At 52.6% G+C, this 17,361-nt stretch carries 11 protein-coding genes; 5 read left to right on the plus strand and 6 right to left on the minus strand.

What is annotated here, in order from left to right; translation table 11 throughout:
* Positions 1-410: 410 nt before the first annotated feature.
* The 4 genes from ACZ45C_RS09725 to ACZ45C_RS09740 form a co-directional block, all read right to left on the minus strand.
* A complete protein-coding gene (locus ACZ45C_RS09725) occupies positions 411-1,622 on the minus strand; it encodes an ATP-binding protein (RefSeq protein WP_460562037.1) in 1,212 nt (403 codons plus the stop codon).
* Positions 1,623-1,828: 206 nt separating this feature from the next.
* Complete coding sequence (locus ACZ45C_RS09730; protein WP_464374313.1) at positions 1,829-2,443, minus strand: hypothetical protein; 615 nt, start codon at positions 2,441-2,443, stop codon at positions 1,829-1,831.
* Between the two features lie 140 nt (positions 2,444-2,583).
* On the minus strand, positions 2,584-6,309 hold the full coding sequence (locus ACZ45C_RS09735) for a UvrD-helicase domain-containing protein (protein ID WP_460562041.1): 3,726 nt from the start codon (positions 6,307-6,309) through the stop codon (positions 2,584-2,586).
* 2 nt (positions 6,310-6,311) lie between these two features.
* Positions 6,312-9,662, minus strand: coding sequence for a PD-(D/E)XK nuclease family protein (locus ACZ45C_RS09740; protein WP_460562043.1), 3,351 nt, complete (start codon positions 9,660-9,662; stop codon positions 6,312-6,314).
* Positions 9,663-9,750: 88 nt separating this feature from the next.
* Here ACZ45C_RS09740 and ACZ45C_RS09745 point away from each other — a divergent pair, with 88 nt between their 5' ends.
* Positions 9,751-11,250, plus strand: coding sequence for an HNH endonuclease (locus ACZ45C_RS09745; RefSeq protein ID WP_460562045.1), 1,500 nt, complete (start codon positions 9,751-9,753; stop codon positions 11,248-11,250).
* Between the two features lie 203 nt (positions 11,251-11,453).
* On the opposite strand, the gene ACZ45C_RS09750 is transcribed toward ACZ45C_RS09745, so the two are convergent.
* Entirely contained in the window at positions 11,454-11,651 is a 198-nt protein-coding gene (locus tag ACZ45C_RS09750) for a helix-hairpin-helix domain-containing protein (RefSeq protein ID WP_379739421.1), read from the minus strand.
* A 265-nt stretch (positions 11,652-11,916) separates the two neighbouring features.
* On the opposite strand from ACZ45C_RS09750, the gene ACZ45C_RS09755 reads away from it, so the two are divergent.
* From ACZ45C_RS09755 to ACZ45C_RS09770, 4 genes are all read left to right on the plus strand, one after another.
* Complete coding sequence (locus tag ACZ45C_RS09755) at positions 11,917-13,149, plus strand: AAA family ATPase (protein WP_460562110.1); 1,233 nt, start codon at positions 11,917-11,919, stop codon at positions 13,147-13,149.
* The gene (locus ACZ45C_RS09760) at positions 13,149-14,915 is read left to right on the plus strand and encodes a 5-methylcytosine restriction system specificity protein McrC (RefSeq protein ID WP_460562048.1); all 1,767 of its coding nucleotides are present in this window, start codon (positions 13,149-13,151) and stop codon (positions 14,913-14,915) included. Before ACZ45C_RS09755 ends, ACZ45C_RS09760 begins: the two co-directional genes overlap by 1 nt.
* 163 nt (positions 14,916-15,078) lie before the next feature.
* Entirely contained in the window at positions 15,079-16,557 is a 1,479-nt protein-coding gene (locus tag ACZ45C_RS09765) for a PIN domain-containing protein (protein WP_460562050.1), read from the plus strand.
* Positions 16,526-16,972, plus strand: a complete 447-nt coding sequence (locus ACZ45C_RS09770; RefSeq protein WP_464374314.1) for an ASCH domain-containing protein — start codon at positions 16,526-16,528, stop codon at positions 16,970-16,972. The genes ACZ45C_RS09765 and ACZ45C_RS09770 overlap by 32 nt, the downstream gene beginning before the upstream one ends.
* Positions 16,973-16,976: 4 nt before the next feature.
* On the opposite strand, the gene ACZ45C_RS09775 is transcribed toward ACZ45C_RS09770, so the two are convergent.
* Positions 16,977-17,360, minus strand: coding sequence for a hypothetical protein (locus ACZ45C_RS09775; RefSeq protein WP_460562054.1), 384 nt, complete (start codon positions 17,358-17,360; stop codon positions 16,977-16,979).
* Position 17,361 lies beyond the last annotated feature (1 nt).

The following is a 17,361-nucleotide window of genomic DNA, read 5'->3' on the forward strand; positions in this document are numbered from 1 at the left end:
CTAACTAGTCTGTACCGTACTCCACGCTGAGTTTGCATTGATCTGAAGAGATTGCAAACGGGTCACGACGTATCACTTATTGAGGATTTTAACAGAGCCACAGAAATTACAGGGTTGAGTGAACGATCTCGACACAGAGAAATCGACAGGGAGCGCCGAAAGTTGTTGAAGGCCAGACTCGGAATCAGAAATACGAACTGACAGTACGACTATACTACCCCCTCACTAAGCCTGTACGCTAGAATTCAATACACTGGACGGTAAGGTACCACTTTCGGCTCGTTTGACGTGGCGTGAACTCGCCAGCGCGGGTTATACAGAAAGTTAGAACAATTTCTGGACCCAAGATAAATCCGGCTTATCTAACGCCTCGTCAGTTCGTGTTTTGGAACTTAGGCAAGCAACCGCCGTCACACAGAGACGACCCGCCGTAGATCGACCCACGAAATTTTGTCGTCACCGCGCTCCAGAGTCGCCATTGCGGCATCTTCGACAATTTGCTCTAAATCTGCGGCACTGTATCCCTGTGTCCACCCGGCAACCTGCTCAAGCTGATCGTCGGATAGGGTAGTTGGTCGGTCAACTAACTGGGCGCGGAGAATGTCTTGTCGGGCCCGCCGGTCTGGCAATCCAACATGGATCTTCTTATCGATCCGCCCTGATCGAATCCCCGCGTTATCAAGCGACTCTAACCGGTTTGTCGCCCCAATAAACACGATACTGTCATCAGAGATATTTTCCAGGTGGTTGAGGAACTCGTTCACTACTTTGTTGTCCTCTTCATGGGTATTTCCAGCTCCAGTACGGCTCTTCAACACGGAATCGAGCTCATCAAGAAAGATGATACATCCGTCGTGTTGTTCAGCAACGGCTTCAGCTTCTGTGAATAACGTGCTGACGAGTTCGGCGGACTCGTTGATCCACTTACTCTGAATATCGGCTCCAGACAGAAACGCAGCAGGATACCCGAGCTCGCCAGCAAGAGCTTTGGCTAAGTAGGTTTTCCCGGTGCCTGGCGGACCATGGAATATAATATTTTCAGGGCTAATCCCGAGTTGTTCTGCGCTCTCACGGTGAGTCGTGAGCGGCATAATCACGCCTCGTTTCAATTCCGCTTTCACCTCGCCCATCCCGCCGACATCCTCGAACGTGAGTTCTGTGTCTGTTGTCCAGTCGAATTCTGTTTCGGTCAAGTCGGTTCTCTCATCTTGACTGGATCGACTGGCCTGAGGTGGGTCGGCCACTCCATCTTGAAATTCGATTTTCTTTTCCCGTGTGTGGGTAGACGGTTGACGCTGGGGGGAGTCATCAGTACTCCATTGCGCGGTTTTATCTCGGACATATTCTGGAGTGTACTGGTTCTCATCTGTTTTCGCCTGAGACCCTACGAATTCGTCTTGTGGTCGCCACAAGAGATACGATGCCATCGTGACAGGAGCCGCAACTATCAGTAAGGCAACGATAGCTCCTACTGTCGGTTCGACTCCAGATGGGACACTCCAGCGGTAAACTACTCGCACGGTCCCAATGACCGCTCCGAGCATTCCTGCACTACCAACTAATGTATAGACGGTTCGTCCAAGTAGTACCGGCGTTTCGCCACGTTCAGCAAGTTCGAGCAAAGCCGTTAGCAGTACTGTGGCTGCGCTAAAAACTAACAATAGCGGTCCAACAACGGAAATCGGCCAGAGTATCCCCTCAAGGTACGGCTCTGTAAGCTGAGTACGTACTGCGGTATACCCGACTCGTACGGACAAGTAGGCGATTCCGCCACTACCAATATACGACAGAATACCCGATGAGGACGCCTTCATCAACCTGTATCAGATCAGCTTGTCGGCTGCAGCATCGGTAAGAAGCTCATCTCTTCGGGATTGACAATGTAATTTGGCACGTCGAAGAGCTGGTCATCGGGCGTCTGCTCTTTGATTTTCTCTTGGGATGCACACCCGATGATACGGACACGGGCGCTCGAAGAGTCCCAATCAATCACGTGGGCTCGGATGTATAGTTCTGCACGGAGTGGCTTATCGGAACGCACCAGTAAATCGGGGCAGCGAACCTTCTCGGTCGCTGTTGCTTTGACATCAATATCGACTCCGAAGAGGGAGTGATCTTTCCCGTCATCACCTCTTCGGTAGGTACTTCCATCTATGTCGATTCCGTAGAGTTTCGCAACGGCGAGCTCACCTAAGAGCCCGATCTGGTGGCTGGTAAGAGCATCGCGGTTGCCGAATACGAGGCCACCGTCGATTGCTTTGTATGAGTCATTCCGTTTTTCAGCGAGTTCGAGTGCTCGCTGAATATCCTCAGTCGTTAATTCGACGGTTGGTAGCGCTTCAAGCGGTACGTCTGCGGGAGTCAGTCCGAGAGATTTTTCTCGGGTGAGGTGATTCTGTGACATGCTGTTTCTAGTGTGGAACAGCCCGGTCGCGTGTTGCACCACGCGGCCTTTCTGCGAGGCGGCACCGGGCTGCTGTACCTAAATACATGAGACCCAGTTAAAAGTAAACTTGCATTTCTATCGAAGAACACGCATCAAAGCGCTATGGAAAGCGTATCTCCAGAAGAAATAGTGGGGGTTCAGTCGATTCTGGCCAGAAGATCCTGTTGAAGAGATTCTTTCATACATTCGATGTTAGTCGGGTTCCACTCAGTCTCCCAAGCCTCGTCAATCTCGGTGAATACGAGAGAAACTCGGACGGATCGATCGGTCTCCTGTTGATGGAGAGCGACAGCGTAGGCCTTCATTTGGTTCTGGTAGTACTTTGCATCAGCCTCTAATTCTTCTGGCGCAACAGCACCCGTTTTGTAGTCTACAATATGGTAGGTATAGGGGCTGACGATGAGATGATCGATGTACCCGGCGATTTCACCTTGATCGAATTCCGCAGTAACGTATAATTCGTCGTACTGCTGTTCAACTTCGTCACCCGCTGCCTGCTCGTTCACGTACTCGATGCCTCGTTGCGCATGGTCACTCACGCGGCGCTGTAAGTCATTAGTGAGGTCTACGTCTGCATCCTCATCAACGAGGGTTTGTTCCATGAGATTCGACCACCGAGACTCGGGGGGCCGAAGCTCGCAAATCCGGTGCACCATCTCACCGAACACTCTCGGATCGATGCTTGCCTCTCCGGATACTGACCCCGAATCACGAGCTACCTCGTCCTCATTATCCTGCTCGCTCAGATCATCCTCACCGTGGCGATCGTCCGGACTCGGATCTGTTTTCTCAACGAAAGCAGTTCGAGTCGCTTCGTTGACTTGTATTTCACCGTACCCGCCGAGTAGTGCGGATAAATCAGTCGCTGAAAGGCGGAATGAGATGTCGCGGTCAGGGGGTGCCGGTGATAACTCAACTGTTGGATCAACATCTTCAGGTTCTATTTCAGGCTCGATTCTGGGTGTCGGAAGCGAGATCTGATACGATCCATCGCCGTATGACTGGGTGATAATGGTCTCAGTATCCAATTTGCCACATACCTCATCAGAGAGAAGCGCTGGCTGAACCCAATCTCGCCAACTCGAAGGTGACTCAAGATCAGCTTCGGCCAAGTTGGTGAGTGTTGTTCCTTCGGCATCATCCGCAAGTTCGTGATGTCCACATAGCAGTAGGTGATCACGAGCACGGGTGCAAGCCACGTATAACACCCTCTTCTCTTCAGCACGTTCTTCTTGCCTGCGACGGTCTCGAACAGTTTCGCGGGCAATTGTATCTTTCATCTCGAACGGGTCGTCTGTACTCGGAGCTTTCATCCCGATCGCGTGTTCGTCACCGATGCGCTCGAATTCGACTTTCCCGCTGCCGAGCGCCGCATCGTCTTTGAATCCATGGCTAAGCTCTGGGACAACCACGAACGGGAATTCCATTCCTTTTGAGTCGTGAATTGTCAGGATCTGTACCCCTTCATCCGTCGTTTCTGCCTCACTTTCGCGCCCACCGAGCTCGACTCGGCGTTCAATCCGATTCACGAGCGTCGTAAGACTCCGGACGCCGTCGTCACTCCACCCGCGTAACTGTTCTCGGAACTTCTCTAGGTTCGCCATCGCTTGCTGAGAGCGTTCGCCCGCACTCACGTTCACCAGATACCCCGTGTCTTCGATAATTTGGCTCAAGAATGCTGCCCACGATCCATCGAAGGCTACGGCCCCATCGTCACCGAGCCCAGCAAGACGACGCCACTTACTGAGTAACTCGTAGGCTTCTACCAACTTCTGCGTCTCAGTTGTTGCCAGTGCGTCCCAGAGTGTCTCGTCGTGGACTTTGAGTTGAGCAAGTGTGTCGTCGGTGAATCCGAACAGCGGTGATCGAAGTGCTGCGTAGAGAGCCCGTTCATCATCAGGATCTGCCAGCGCCCGGAATAGATTCAGTAATGCAGTAATCTCCGTCGTCTCGTAGAACCCGATGCCAGATGCAACAGAGTACGGGACTTTGGCTTCGTCTAACGCCCGCTCGTAGGTTTTGAGGTGGGTTCGACTCCGGATGAGAATCGCAATATCACTCGGTTCAATATCACGCGGTTCAGGCGTTTCCTCATCAGGAGCTGTCTCTTCAGGGTACACTTGGTACGGCTCTGAAAGCACTTGTGAGAGGCGTGCTGCGAGCGCCATCGCTTCTAACTCGGCATCAGTCTCCGGCTCCGCGTCAGCAAACTTCTCATAGTCATCGAATCGAGCGTTTCGAAGCTCCGAATCAGTCGGTATCAAGAGATATTCTGCGCTCCCGATGTCTGCTGGATCCTCTCGTTCCGCCGTCAATCGCTGTGGGGGGGCCTCGTATGGCTCCCCATCTTCGTCAAAGACCGTGTCGAACAGCTCGTTAATTGTCTCCAGTACCGGCGGGAGAGTCCGGAAATTCGTCGAAAGCTGGTCAGCCGCTCGATCAGCGCTCGGCCCGGTCGCTTCGAGTGTTTCTGTGATCTCCTTGAACTGCGTCACGTCCGCGTTCCGGAACCGGTAGATGCTCTGTTTCACGTCACCGACGACGAACACGTTTTGTGCGTCAAAGGTTCCTTCCTCGGTCGCCGTCAGGAGCTTGATGAGATCCCACTGGCGAGGGTCAGTGTCCTGGAACTCGTCAAGCATCACGTATTCGAACTGCTCACGAAGCTCCGTGCGGATGTGTTCGTTCTCTTCGTCGTCCAGGAACTCAACCGCGTACGTGATTAGATCCGAGAAATCGGCCGCGTTCTGCCTGCGCTTTCGATCCTCGTATTCACTCACCGTGAGTAGAGTCAATTCTGCGAGTGCGCTGACCAGCGGGAAGCTATTCGCTTCTAATTCGAAGTCGACGCTAACCGCGTAGTCTTCCGGTTGGAGTGTCTCGACAAGTTGCTCGATGGCTGTATCGAACTCGTCTTTCCACGGACTGTCCCCCCAGTGCGTCTTCGCTCCTGTATAATCCGCGTAGCGCTCACCACTGCCTTTCGTGAGATGGATGCTGAGCTTCGAAATCGTCGTCTGTTTCGTGCGAGTGGGAATACCATCGTCAAAGTCGTCACTAAGAATCTCGAAGATGGCCACAGCCCGCTTCCAAGCTGTCCCCTCTGTCGAGATGTCTGGGGGACTCTCCACCATCTCTTGGAGCGTTGCGACAGCTTCGGTGAACTCCGGATCGGCTAGTCGTTCGGCTGCTTCGTCCGGATCGATTGGATGGAGTTCGGATTCGACGAACGAGACGTATTCTTCCTCGGTCGCATCAGCCCACCGTTTGGCCCATTCAATGCTCTCCGGCCGCTCATTCACGAGGTCAGTCAGTACGTCCCGTAACTGACTCCGGGAAAACCGAGGTGCGAGCGTTCGTGTTGCATCGTGGTTCTCGTGCTCCTCAAGAACGGTGCCGACGGTATCGTGAATGAGTGCTGTCGTCTCGTTTTCGTCGAGGGTATCGAAGCCAGGGTCGAGACCTTCGACACTCAACGCGTGTTCTCGTAGAAGCCGGGCACAGAACCCGTGAAGCGTGTGAATGTACCCGTGTTCAAGTTCATCAGCGACTGTTCGCCACGCTTCGAATTCATCAGCTTCCAGTGACGAAATCCGATCCGTGATCTCGCTACGGACACTGTCTTCCAGTTCGTTAGCTGCCCGCTCCGTGAACGTCGTCGTGAGAATGTTCTCCGGGAGTAGCATCTCACTCCCTTGATTCTCGTCTGTTTCCGTTGCTAGCGACTTCTCGATCATCCGCAGGTATCGGGCAGTCAGCGTCGTGGTTTTCCCTGTGCCTGCCCCTGCGGTGAGCGTCACGTTGCGATCAAGCGCATCGACAGCCCGCTGCTGCTCGTCAGTCAGATCTTCATAGGATACCATCGTTACTCCACCCCCACGACATCTTCAGCATCGACATCACGAGCCATCGGCGGCACATACGCTGAGATTCCATCGTCGTCGATGTGCTGGATTGTCTCCCGCCGCTGGTGAGGCCGCACATCGCAAACGTGGGCATAGTCACAGTACCGACACCCCGCATCAGACGGATCAAGTACCGTCGGTTGGAACCGGCCTTCTTCGATCCCGGTTGCGAGTTCCCCGACCCTCGTTGCTGTGATCTCTTCCACAAACCCACGGAACGCTTCGTGCGTCTCAAAGTGAGGATACGAACGGCGCAGCAACGGCGTCTCTACATCGTCGCTACCCTGCCACGTCGCCATCTCTTGTGACGTGATCTGACCGCTCCGAGAGTTCACCGACGTTGGCGGGGAGACCTGATAGTAGGCCGCTCCGACGGTCTCAATCCCATCAAGTGCGTCTTCAGCCAGTAACGCGTAGAGTGGCAGCTGGAAGTTCAGACCGAGTAACGCCTCACGTTCGCCGGGGATTGACCTTCCAGTCTTGTAGTCGCGGACGACTGCCTGTAGAGGGTCCGTTCCAGGAACAGTGTCGACACGGTCAATTAGTCCGTGAACTGGGACTGGCCCACTAGGTGACTCTATAATCGCCGGGTCGTCTGAAATTGGCGTCCCAGCGTCGTACGGTTGGCCAACTCGCGCCTCGAACCAAGTTGGCCGTGCAGTCGTTTTCGCGGGATTCTCAAACTCGTGTTCGAGGAATCGATAGAACAGGCCCTGAGCGACTGGTTTCCCCTCGTCTGTTTCTTGCTTGGGTTCGTAGTACACGTTCTCTTCTGGCGTTCCAAGTCCAGCGAGTACTGACGTGAGCCACTGATCGTGAAATGCGGTTTCGGGGTAGTTGCTGAATGCGTTACCGAGTCGATCAAGGGCGACTTCAAGCAGTTGGTCTTGGCGCTCATCAAAATCCCCGCCAGGATCGACTGCTTCTCCCAATTCGGATTGTAGAGAGAGGAAGTAATGTTCGAGCGCGTCGTGAATATAGGAGCCACGAACGCCAGGATCCGGTTCTCGCGTCAGTGGGTCCGGCGTTTTTATCCCGAGCACTCGTCGCATATAGTACTTGAATCCACACGCGGCGTAGGTTTCGAGGCGACTCGGGCTGTAGGGTTTGCGTGTCTTCTCTGCGTGAACTTGGGCAACCGTCTCCGGAGAGAGCTTACCATCGTACGGCGTTAGTGTCGCGTCTGCCCGCGCTGAGGCGCACTCTACGCCATTTCTGATGCGGGTATACTGATTGGGACCGAACGTCCCTGCGTCAACTGCTCCGTCGATGAGCGCCTCTCGGCGTGAGTCTGATGCCGACCCCAGTACCTTGCCAATAACCCGTTGAACATCTTCCTGACTGCCCGGTACCACGCCGTCTCCGGTGATTGTCACTTCGTCGAGATCGATGAGGCGACAGAGTTCAGTCAACACGTCCGCCTCAACGTACGGATCACCGTTCTGGCTACGCTGTGGAGCCGACAACTGGATCGATGCGTCACTCGCCATAACCGCACCGAACTGGTAGCGGGCTTCCTGCCCGGCATCGTTCTGCTCAAAGTCCGGATGAGCCTCGTAGATCGGTTGAGCGAACGATAATCGTTCTGTATCAGAGGGGAAATGTGAGGCAGTCAGGCCGAGCATGTAGACGTGATCAAACTCGTGTAGGAACGCTTCCCCCAAGCCGCAGACGACAACATTCTCATCATCCGGACTGCCACTCCCACGAATCGACACCCCCGCAAGAGCCCGTTCCAGCCGCTTAGTGGGATCACCAATGTCGGGATCCGCAGCAGGTGCCGAAAGCACCAGTGTCTCAAGTACACGATCGAGACGATCCCGAGCACTTGACTCACGGGCCCGGAATTCGGACGATACGTCATCACTCTCTAAGGTCGTCACCACCCCGAGTCGTTCCAGAAGCGCATCCAAGTGACCGGGCAGCGATTCAAGATCGACGGTGGACAGCATCGTTGCGTCCTGGACGATCGACTCGATAGTCGCAGCGACAGTCTCGTCAACGTGTTCAAGAATCGTATTGAGCCCATTCGTCTCTATACGAGCCGCAACCCGCGTGAGTTCGTGATAATCGATTGGCTCTCCTTCATCTGATACTGAAACAAGCGGATTTGTAAGCAGAGCGAGAACCGTATCGATCGATCGCGGCTCACTAGCGAGCGTACAGATCGACTCGACGACTTCTCCCAGCGCAGTCTCTGTGAGCGGGATTTCTGTCCGTATCGAGTACGGGAGCTCATACACATCGAATGACTCCCGAATCTGGTCGGCATACTCGCTCGGACTCATTGGGACAACGCCGATAGTGCCCGGCTCAACGCCGTCAGCAAGATGGCTACGGATCTGATTCGCTACGAGCCGGATTTCAACAGAAACCGTTTCTGATTCGACGTAAGAGAGCCCCAGTGCTGCCAGATCAATCTCATTTGTCGAAGGTGCCTTCTCAGGATGCTGATAGAGGTTAGCCGTGACACGTCGTTGAGGCTCTTCTGCTGACGGTGAGTCCGGTTCATAGTGGTCTCGTGTGAATCCGAGTTCGAGATACGTTTCGAGCGCACGAGCGGCACCTCGATCGATCCCAGAGGCAGTATCCGAATCGTTCTGCGTCGGGAGCAACGCTACCGTCGGCCACGTGTTGGCGATTCGTTCTAGGAAGTTGCGTTCCAGCGCATCGAACTGCGTGAAGCCGCCGAGAACGACCGCATCCACGGCAGGTAGTAGTTCATCAAGCGGCGTCTCCATCGTGATGACGTGGTGCATCCGCTCCGTCCGGTACGTGTCAGGAAGCTCGTCGGCCAAGATTTTCTGCCGAGCCGTCTCGATTCCTTCTGCCAACTCCGCAGTGTGGCGAGCCCGGTCGTCTAACCCCTCTTCGATGAGTCGCTCGCGCATTGCTTCTGACGACAGTAGGCCGGCAAATTCGAGTTCAGTATAGAGATTCTCGGCCGCATCAACGAGTCCCGCACGGGGAAACTGGTCGCCGGTATGGAACGGATTTGCCCGTGAATCTATCTCTTCAACTCCAAGCTCTACAAGTCGAAATAGAAGGGGTCTATCGATGTGGGTCACTTGACCCTTGTACTGGTCACGTTCATAGCACTCCGAAACGACATCATCGAAGGTACTGATGCTCAAACACGCTGACCGACCGTGATTCTTCCATCGTTCCCTCGTAACGTCTTTCGGGTGTTCCTGCTGGCCGATGTAGAGTATGCTTTCCGGCTGATTACCGACTATTTCCCCGACAGTGTCGAACGCCCTGTGCTCTAATATGGGGAATGTATGACCGGTGAAAACCTGTGAGAAAGACATGCTTCGTTAGAAGTCAAAGTTCAATAAGTAAGTTTGGTAGAATTCTGAGTAAGTATTAATTTATCACGTGAGACTATCATAGTCGCACATGAGTACTGACGCCGATACAGTCGATTTTGCTCCTTCATACATTGCTGGACTACTTGATACGATTGGACGGGTTAGATTCGATATTAGCGAGACTGAAGAGGGGATGTATACGGTCCGACCAATGCTTCGGATCCAACCGTACGAAACGGAGCTTCGTGCTGCTGTTATTGGTGAATTTTTGGAAGCACAGGGATACCAGTATGAGTATATCGAACGTGGATACGGTGACGAGTTCTTTCGATTACAACAACGGAGTGACCTAGAAGATCTTCAATCGTTCCTTTCAGGTGAATCAGCCCATCTCGTCCAAGAGCTTGCATTTGTTACTGGGACTTTTGCTGATGAATTCGACTTTGAAATCCTTGAGCCACTGGAAATATACCATTTCGCGCTTCTCCGCGATGACCTACGGTACGGTTGGCGGCCAAAAGGCCGGTATCATACGGCGCCAGAAGACATCGCTGAGAAACATAAAATCGATACGGAAGACATTCAAGTGCCAGAACTATCTTCTGCCGAATCTCGCTCCGACTACTCGATTGAATGGATCGCAGGGGTTTACGACGGTGGATGTCGGTATCGTCCAAGCATAAACGAATCAAAAGAATACAAGATCGGCTATGGAATGTATCCGGTTGCACGGTTACATCGCTCAGGAGTTTCTCAAACCTTTGTGTCTCTTTTTTTGAGCTTCTGTGACGACTATAATCTCTCATACGGGGACTCTTCAGAACAGAATAAGCTTCAGATCGTGTTTACTGGCTCTCCAAATATCCGGAGAGTTCTTGACGTGATTTTCCCGCGATTGCTCGTACTTGGGGAAGCATCTGAGGTACTGGTACATTCAATTCTCCCACGGTTTGACGAAGACACACATCATACTAAGCAAGGCTTCTATGAGCTACTCCGGGACTTCGATAAAGTGGCAGAAGCTAGTGGTGGTCCTTTTCGACATCGAGAATACGATCCGACGCACTTCACTGACATATGGCGGGAGCAGCTCGAACTTGTCGAAACGGAAGTCGGGACTCCCGAACCGGAACCGACGCGTCTTGAGAATCTAGACGAGTTCAGTGATGTCACTCTCTCTGCTGGCGAATTCACGAATGAACCAGGCCGATACCGTACAATTCTTGATCGGGTGAAAAGAGATGCCGAGAAGGTAGCGGAACTCAAATCACTCTACGATAATCGTTGTCAGTTATGTGGTGCCCGATTAGCCAGTGGAGATGGGACTGGATATTCTGAGGTACATCATCTCAATCCTCTTGGCTCCCCACATAATGGGCCAGACGATGTGAGTAATATGCTCGTTCTCTGTCCAAATCACCATGCAGACTTCGATAATGGAGTTGTTCGGGTTACCTTAGACGATTTGTCTATCGAACATCCATATGATTCTGAGGTCGACGGAACGCATCTCTCCGTTGAATCAGAACATGAACTTTCCTACGATTCTCTTCAATATCATAGTGAGAATCTCTGTAACCTGCGATAACCGATAATACCGATTTGTTCATAGAGGATCTGTTTAAATCCTCTACAAGTAACACATTCGAGTCCGATCCCACTCAGTATAAGGAACTGACATACCCACATGGAATCCGAACCTATCCACATTGTTTCTGAAACCGCGTGAGAGATACAGTGAGTACGAGCCGCTAGAGTTCATCTAGGACCAATCATAGTTAGACAGCACAGTCAATTATCTCTAAATGCGCGATCAGCCTGTGCCTTCATTTTCTTAGCTGTCTTTTCTCCAACACCTTCTGCTGCCATCAAGTCCTCTAAATCCGCTTCATATACATCTTCTACCCACCAGATTCCCACCTCTTGAAGTGCAACCGCACGGGTGTAACTAACATTCTCAAATTGCGTTGTTGTGCCATCTTTTCTCATAAGAGAATCTCAACACACCCTCAAAAATAAGTATTCGTTCAAGTAGGTCTGTCACAGAGCGGATCAGCGGCATCCAGTACCTTCTCAGACTCCCTCTCTAACTACGACGCTCTTTATCGGACTGAGCTCTAAGATGAGTGTGGGACAGCAATATTTTGGTTTGTCACGGTTCGGACGTTACTGAACAATCTCGCAAGTATCCATAGAACAGTCGAACTCAGTAATCGAGGAATGGTTTTTATATCCCACACTATACCTGTATGTCATAATGAGTAGTTCGTCGGATGGATATACTGTCGAAGAGGCGAAAGAGAATATTGGCGTCCTTCGGCATGTCGAAGACAATGTCGTCGAAGCAATCCAGAACGCAGAGAGCGAAGAGGTACTAGAGTACCTTGTCGAAGAGCAGGAACTTGACCGACGACACGACGGGGAACGTGGTCTCGGACAAGTTCGTCGTGCTGTCCTCGAATCGTCACTTGCGTCTGATCGTCTCAAACGTATTGTGAGTCTGCGTGGCGACGAAACCCCCGAAGAGATTCTGGTTCCTCGTGACGTTCAGCGAAACGCGAAGGTTGCATTAGAGGCTGGGAAGCCTGTCGTCCTCTATGGGCCGACCGGAACCGGAAAAACAACCTTCGCCAAACAGCTCGCCAGAGAAACGACCATCGGCTACAGTCTCAATACAGCAACGCCGTCGTGGACACCATCCGACATCATTGGTGGGGTCAGCCCGGATTATACCGGCGAATCGCTAAGCTACCGAACGAAGCTTGGGTGTGTCTCAGAAGCGGTAGAGCGCGCGCGTGACTTCGATGTCGAGTACGGAGTTATCTTGGACGAAATTACCCGGGCAGACATCTCGAAGATCTTCGGCCCCCTCTATACGGCCATCGAGAATCCTCATCAGACGATCTTCGAGACTGACGAGGGGAAGACAATAGAACTCGATGAGCGAGTGAACATCATCTGTACGATGAATATGTCGGACCGGACGGTGAACGAACTCGATAACGCGATTACCCGCCGGTTTGCGATGATCGAGCTCGACGAATACGAGGAAGACAAACGTCGGCAACTGTTCAAGGACTGGATCACCACGCACGTCACCAGTGAGACAGACCTCGACGAGAACGAAATTCTACGGCTCTTTGAGCGTGATTACGAAGGAATCAATCACGGGAATGAAGCGACCTCACAGGGGCCGATTATGCGGTTCGGGCCGATGCACTACCGAGACATAGCAGTCTTCCTTGGCGTCGGGTGTCGTGAGGGCGGCGAGTACGAGTACGACCAAACGGACGCAGTCGGCCAAGCGTTCCGTACCTACATCGTTCCTCGTCTGTTGAATGCCGCGGCATTCCCGCAGATCGAACGAATCGCAGAACACTATCGAGCACTCAACGGTGAATTCGAGGAATACGATCTGTCACCTGCGGCTGAACTCGCAGAACGCGAACTCGAACAAGAGCGTCGCCAGATGGGTTCCTACGAGTAATGAGCACCGTCGACGAAGTCTACGAATACGGGCAAGATACCTTCAACATCCCCGAGCGGGGTGAGATCCGGATAGAGGGCTGTCCGTCGTCCATAATGGACCAGCTTCGTCGCGCGTCGTTCACCCAAGAGAGCCCCGGCGTCTTCACAAAGAGCCAGGAAGCACTCGATTCGGACCAGGAATACGAGGTCGTGACCGTCACGGTAGACGGCGACGACAACGAGATACTCCACGTCGAAGCGACGGACATCGTCGGCGTCGTGAGTCTCACGCCATCATCGAAGGTACAGGTCGATCCAAAGATCGACTGGGAGTACATCTTCGATATGCTGTTGGCGGTGTACGACCAGAACCGGTCGATCGAGTATCACGGCATTCCGCTCCAGGATTTCCTCTCAGACGACATCCATCTCGACGATGTGTTCGTGGTGCTGGCGATCAACTACCTCGACGGATTGGAGAGGATTCAGCGGAACGGATATATCCGGGATCTCGTCATCAGGAGAGTCAACAGTTTGGATGGTCGCGGCGACATTGATGTCGAGCAAACGCTGCTGAACCACGCTCGGGGGACGATCGAACCACACTGGATCCGAAACGAGACCGAGTATAACAACGCTGCCAACTCGTTGCTCCACTACGCGGGGAAAACGCTCCTTCGACTCTTCCGGCAGAAATCCTCAGAGAACGACCATCCCGCCTACGACCGGATCTTCTCCGAAGTCCATCGAGAGGTGGAACGGATGGAGAGTATGGGCGTCGATAGCGGGTTAGATCGGATGGACGAGTACCGGGGGATTTCGCTTCACGATCTCCCAAAACAGCGTCGGTACTATCAGAAAGCGTTCGACGTTTCTAAGGCAGTGATGTCCTCGTCCCTCGGCCAACAACTGCGCGACGGGCCACGAGAGTTGGTCGTGGACTACGTCCTGAACATGGAGTCGCTGTTCGAGCAGTACTCTCAGGTCGTCATCGAACGGGAGCTCAACTACATCAAATCCTACGACCACCTCGGTGATCTGGACGACGTTACTCCGGTTCGGTCACCGTCGGTCAAACCGTTCGAGGGTGAAGGGCAGATCTACCACGAGCCCGACCACGCGCTCCAGGAAGGCGACGAAACGATCGCAGTACTGGACTCGAAGTACTACGCGGAAGGCCACGATCCGGTGAAAGAGTCACCGTCCCGTTCCCGGTTGTTCAGCTACGCGTACCTGCTTCACACCGACCGGCTCGCGTTCCTGTGTCCGCTGCTTGAGCCGCGACGACGACGTGTCGCTCAGACCGGTGCCGAGCTTCAGATCGTGTCACCGGCCGGCGAGTTTGCCCTGGACTCGTACGACGAAGTGATCCACGACTACCTTCACGGCGTCCTCGTAGAGAACAGCCCGGAGCTGGAAGCCTTCCGTGCTGTCGCGGAGAGCGACAACCACCTGTGTCTCGATGGAGTCGACGAAAGTGATCTGGCTCGTGCGACGGACATGAGCGGCCCGTTCGCGTTCAAGGACGCGAGAGATTTCTCACTCCAGGTCATCAAAGCGGCCGCTGACGAGTACTCGTGGGAAGTTCGCAATCGATACGATCTGGAGCAAGACGGCGGCTGGACACGAGAGCAAATCGAAACACGATGTGAACGACGGTACGAACATACGACGACGTGTGTGCCTGTCTTCCGTCGAGATGGGGGCCAAGAGTGGATTGATCTCTACTTTATTGAAAATGGAACCGGAGAGGTTGAGAAAGAGGGGCCACTGAAACTGTTGTAGAGGCTATTTCTCTTGTCAAACTTTGGCTTCTATGGCCAAAATCAGTGGGATCGTCTCTTCTAAACGGCTCATTTGCCGCTAGTATTAATAACCAGCAACAGGATTTCCGACCCAGTACTGTTCAGCGTGGTGAACAATTTTGGATATATTGATAGATACGAACGTGTTCATTACCCGGGAACAAAATCGGGTGATTCCTGAAGCACTACAGGAATTAGAGAATTTGCTCAAAACTGCTGGACACAATATCTTGGTACATCCTCTTTCTGAGGTAGAAGTACAGAACCACGAAGACGAGCAAATAAGGAAAAAGTCCCAATCGAAGATCGCAACATATGCGAAGCTAACTTTTCCGCCATACCCATCTTCGGATGACGACCATTTTTATGACAAAGTCAACGGTTCTGCTGATAGCGATCGTGAGCAAGTAGATAACGCTCTGCTATATGCCGTCTACGATCAGCGGGTTGACTTGCTTATCACTGAAGATCAGCCGATGCATACGAAAGCCGACCTGCTTGGAATCGCAGACAAAGTACTTACCATCGAAGAGGGGGCAGCGCATTTCCGAGAGAAAGATGATGAATTGAGATCACCAGTATCGATTCAAAAAGTCACAGTCGATGAACTGGACGTTGATGATCCGATTTTTGATTCGCTGAAAACAGAATATGGAAACTTCGAGAGTTGGTTCGCCGGTATTGCTGACCGAGATGCCTGGGTTAACTGGAACGAGGACGGTACACTCGGTGCGGTACTAATTCTGAAAGATAATGAAGCGGAAGAACTTGGCGTGGATCCGACGTTGGACCCGAAAGCACGACTCAAAATAAGTACTCTCAAAGTATCCGAGAGAAAGCGCGGATCCAAGGCTGGAGAGTTATTGATTAGTCTCGCGGTCCGTGAGGCGATCAATTACGGATTGGAAGAGATCTACCTTACGCACTATATTGATGAGGAATCGGATTATCTGGTGAAACTGATCTCTAAATACGGTTTCCAGCACGCATCAAACGAGAAAGATGGTGAGACAGTATTCGTAAAGCGACTCACTCCCGGGCCGGGAGATAACCCCGATCCGCTTGAAACGATAATTCGCTTTTATCCAAGTTTCCATGACGGCCCGAATATTCAGAAGTTTTTGATTCCCATTCAACCCAGGTGGCACAACAAGCTCTTCGCTACCTACGATAAACGACAACCAACACTGTCTGAAGTGACTGGACAGTTCATTCCTGAGTCAAATGCGATTAAAAAGGCATATCTCACTCACGCGAACATACGGCGCATAGAGCCTGCTGACATTCTGGTTTTCTACCGCTCTCACGATCACAAGGAAGTCACTTCGTTGGGCGTGTGTGAGCAGGTGGAGTATGGGATGGAAGATCCGGATGAGATCATGGAGTTAGTCGGTCGGCGGTCTGTATTCTCTGTCAGCGAAATCGAGGACGTTGCCCAGTCACCGACCACTGTTCTCCTTTTCAAATGGCATTTCGATTTCGCGGACCCCATACGGTATCGTGTGCTCCGAGATGAGGACATTCTTGCGGGCCCCCCACAGACTATTCAACAGCTAGACGAATCGGCCTATGAGAAAATCAAGGAGTTGGGTGACATCGATGAACGTTTTATTGTCAATTAAACCAGAGTTCGCTGAAAAGATCCTGACGAGCCAGAAGAAGTACGAGTTCAGAAAAACGCCCATTAGCAAGGCTGACTCCGTAGAGAATGTCATCTTGTATGCTTCCTCGCCTGCCCAACGAATCGTCGGTTCGTTTGAAATAAATCAGATTACAAGCGGATCTCCGACCGAGCTGTGGGAACAGTATGGGGATGCCTCAGGAATAGAAGAGCGAAAGCGATTCATGGAGTATTACAGTGGAAAACAGGAAGGATATGCCATCGAAATCGGTAATCCACGAAGACTCCTAACCGCGATTGATCCGACAGAACACATTGACGACTTCACTCCGCCCGTTTCGTTCCAGTACGTGAACGGAGAGTTCGACTCCGTGTTAGAGCAGGGAACCGTAGAACCGTCAGTAGCGAGTGACTGAAGGATTAGAACGGAGACGTTATCCAATCACCCTGTTCTCGTCGTTCAAGCTGTGGGCCAAAGATCTCCTGAAGGGAGTAAAGCTCACCCTCGTACCGTAGGTCGTACGTTTTCCCTTGGCGATGGAACGATCCCTTGACTACAATTTGGATGGTTGGGCTCTGGTACTCCAGATCATCTGCCCGCTGATCCATTTCACGCGCCAACTCGTTTACCAGCTCCTCGTCGTCGAACGCCTCTTCGAGTCCAACGACACTCACCTCACCCGGCACGTCGTCGTTCTTGAGCCGTTGGAGAAACTCCTCGACCGGCATCTGATGATCGAACGTATCGTACTCCCCGTCCAGGATGATGTTGTACTGCCCGGGGATTCGGCCTGGTCCTGCCATC

It is taken from the genome of Halorubrum pallidum, assembly GCF_055380345.1.

Excerpts from the sequence above, each read along its gene's own strand:
- ACZ45C_RS09735 (WP_460562041.1), bottom strand. The coding sequence starts at position 6,309 with ATGGTATCCTATGAAGATCTGACTGACGAGCAGCAGCGGGCTGTCGAT.
- ACZ45C_RS09740 (WP_460562043.1), bottom strand. The coding sequence starts at position 9,662 with ATGTCTTTCTCACAGGTTTTCACCGGTCATACATTCCCCATATTAGAG.
- ACZ45C_RS09745 (WP_460562045.1), top strand. The coding sequence starts at position 9,751 with ATGAGTACTGACGCCGATACAGTCGATTTTGCTCCTTCATACATTGCT.
- ACZ45C_RS09750 (WP_379739421.1), bottom strand. The coding sequence starts at position 11,651 with ATGAGAAAAGATGGCACAACAACGCAATTTGAGAATGTTAGTTACACC.
- ACZ45C_RS09760 (WP_460562048.1), top strand. The coding sequence starts at position 13,149 with ATGAGCACCGTCGACGAAGTCTACGAATACGGGCAAGATACCTTCAAC.
- ACZ45C_RS09775 (WP_460562054.1), bottom strand. The coding sequence starts at position 17,360 with ATGGCAGGACCAGGCCGAATCCCCGGGCAGTACAACATCATCCTGGAC.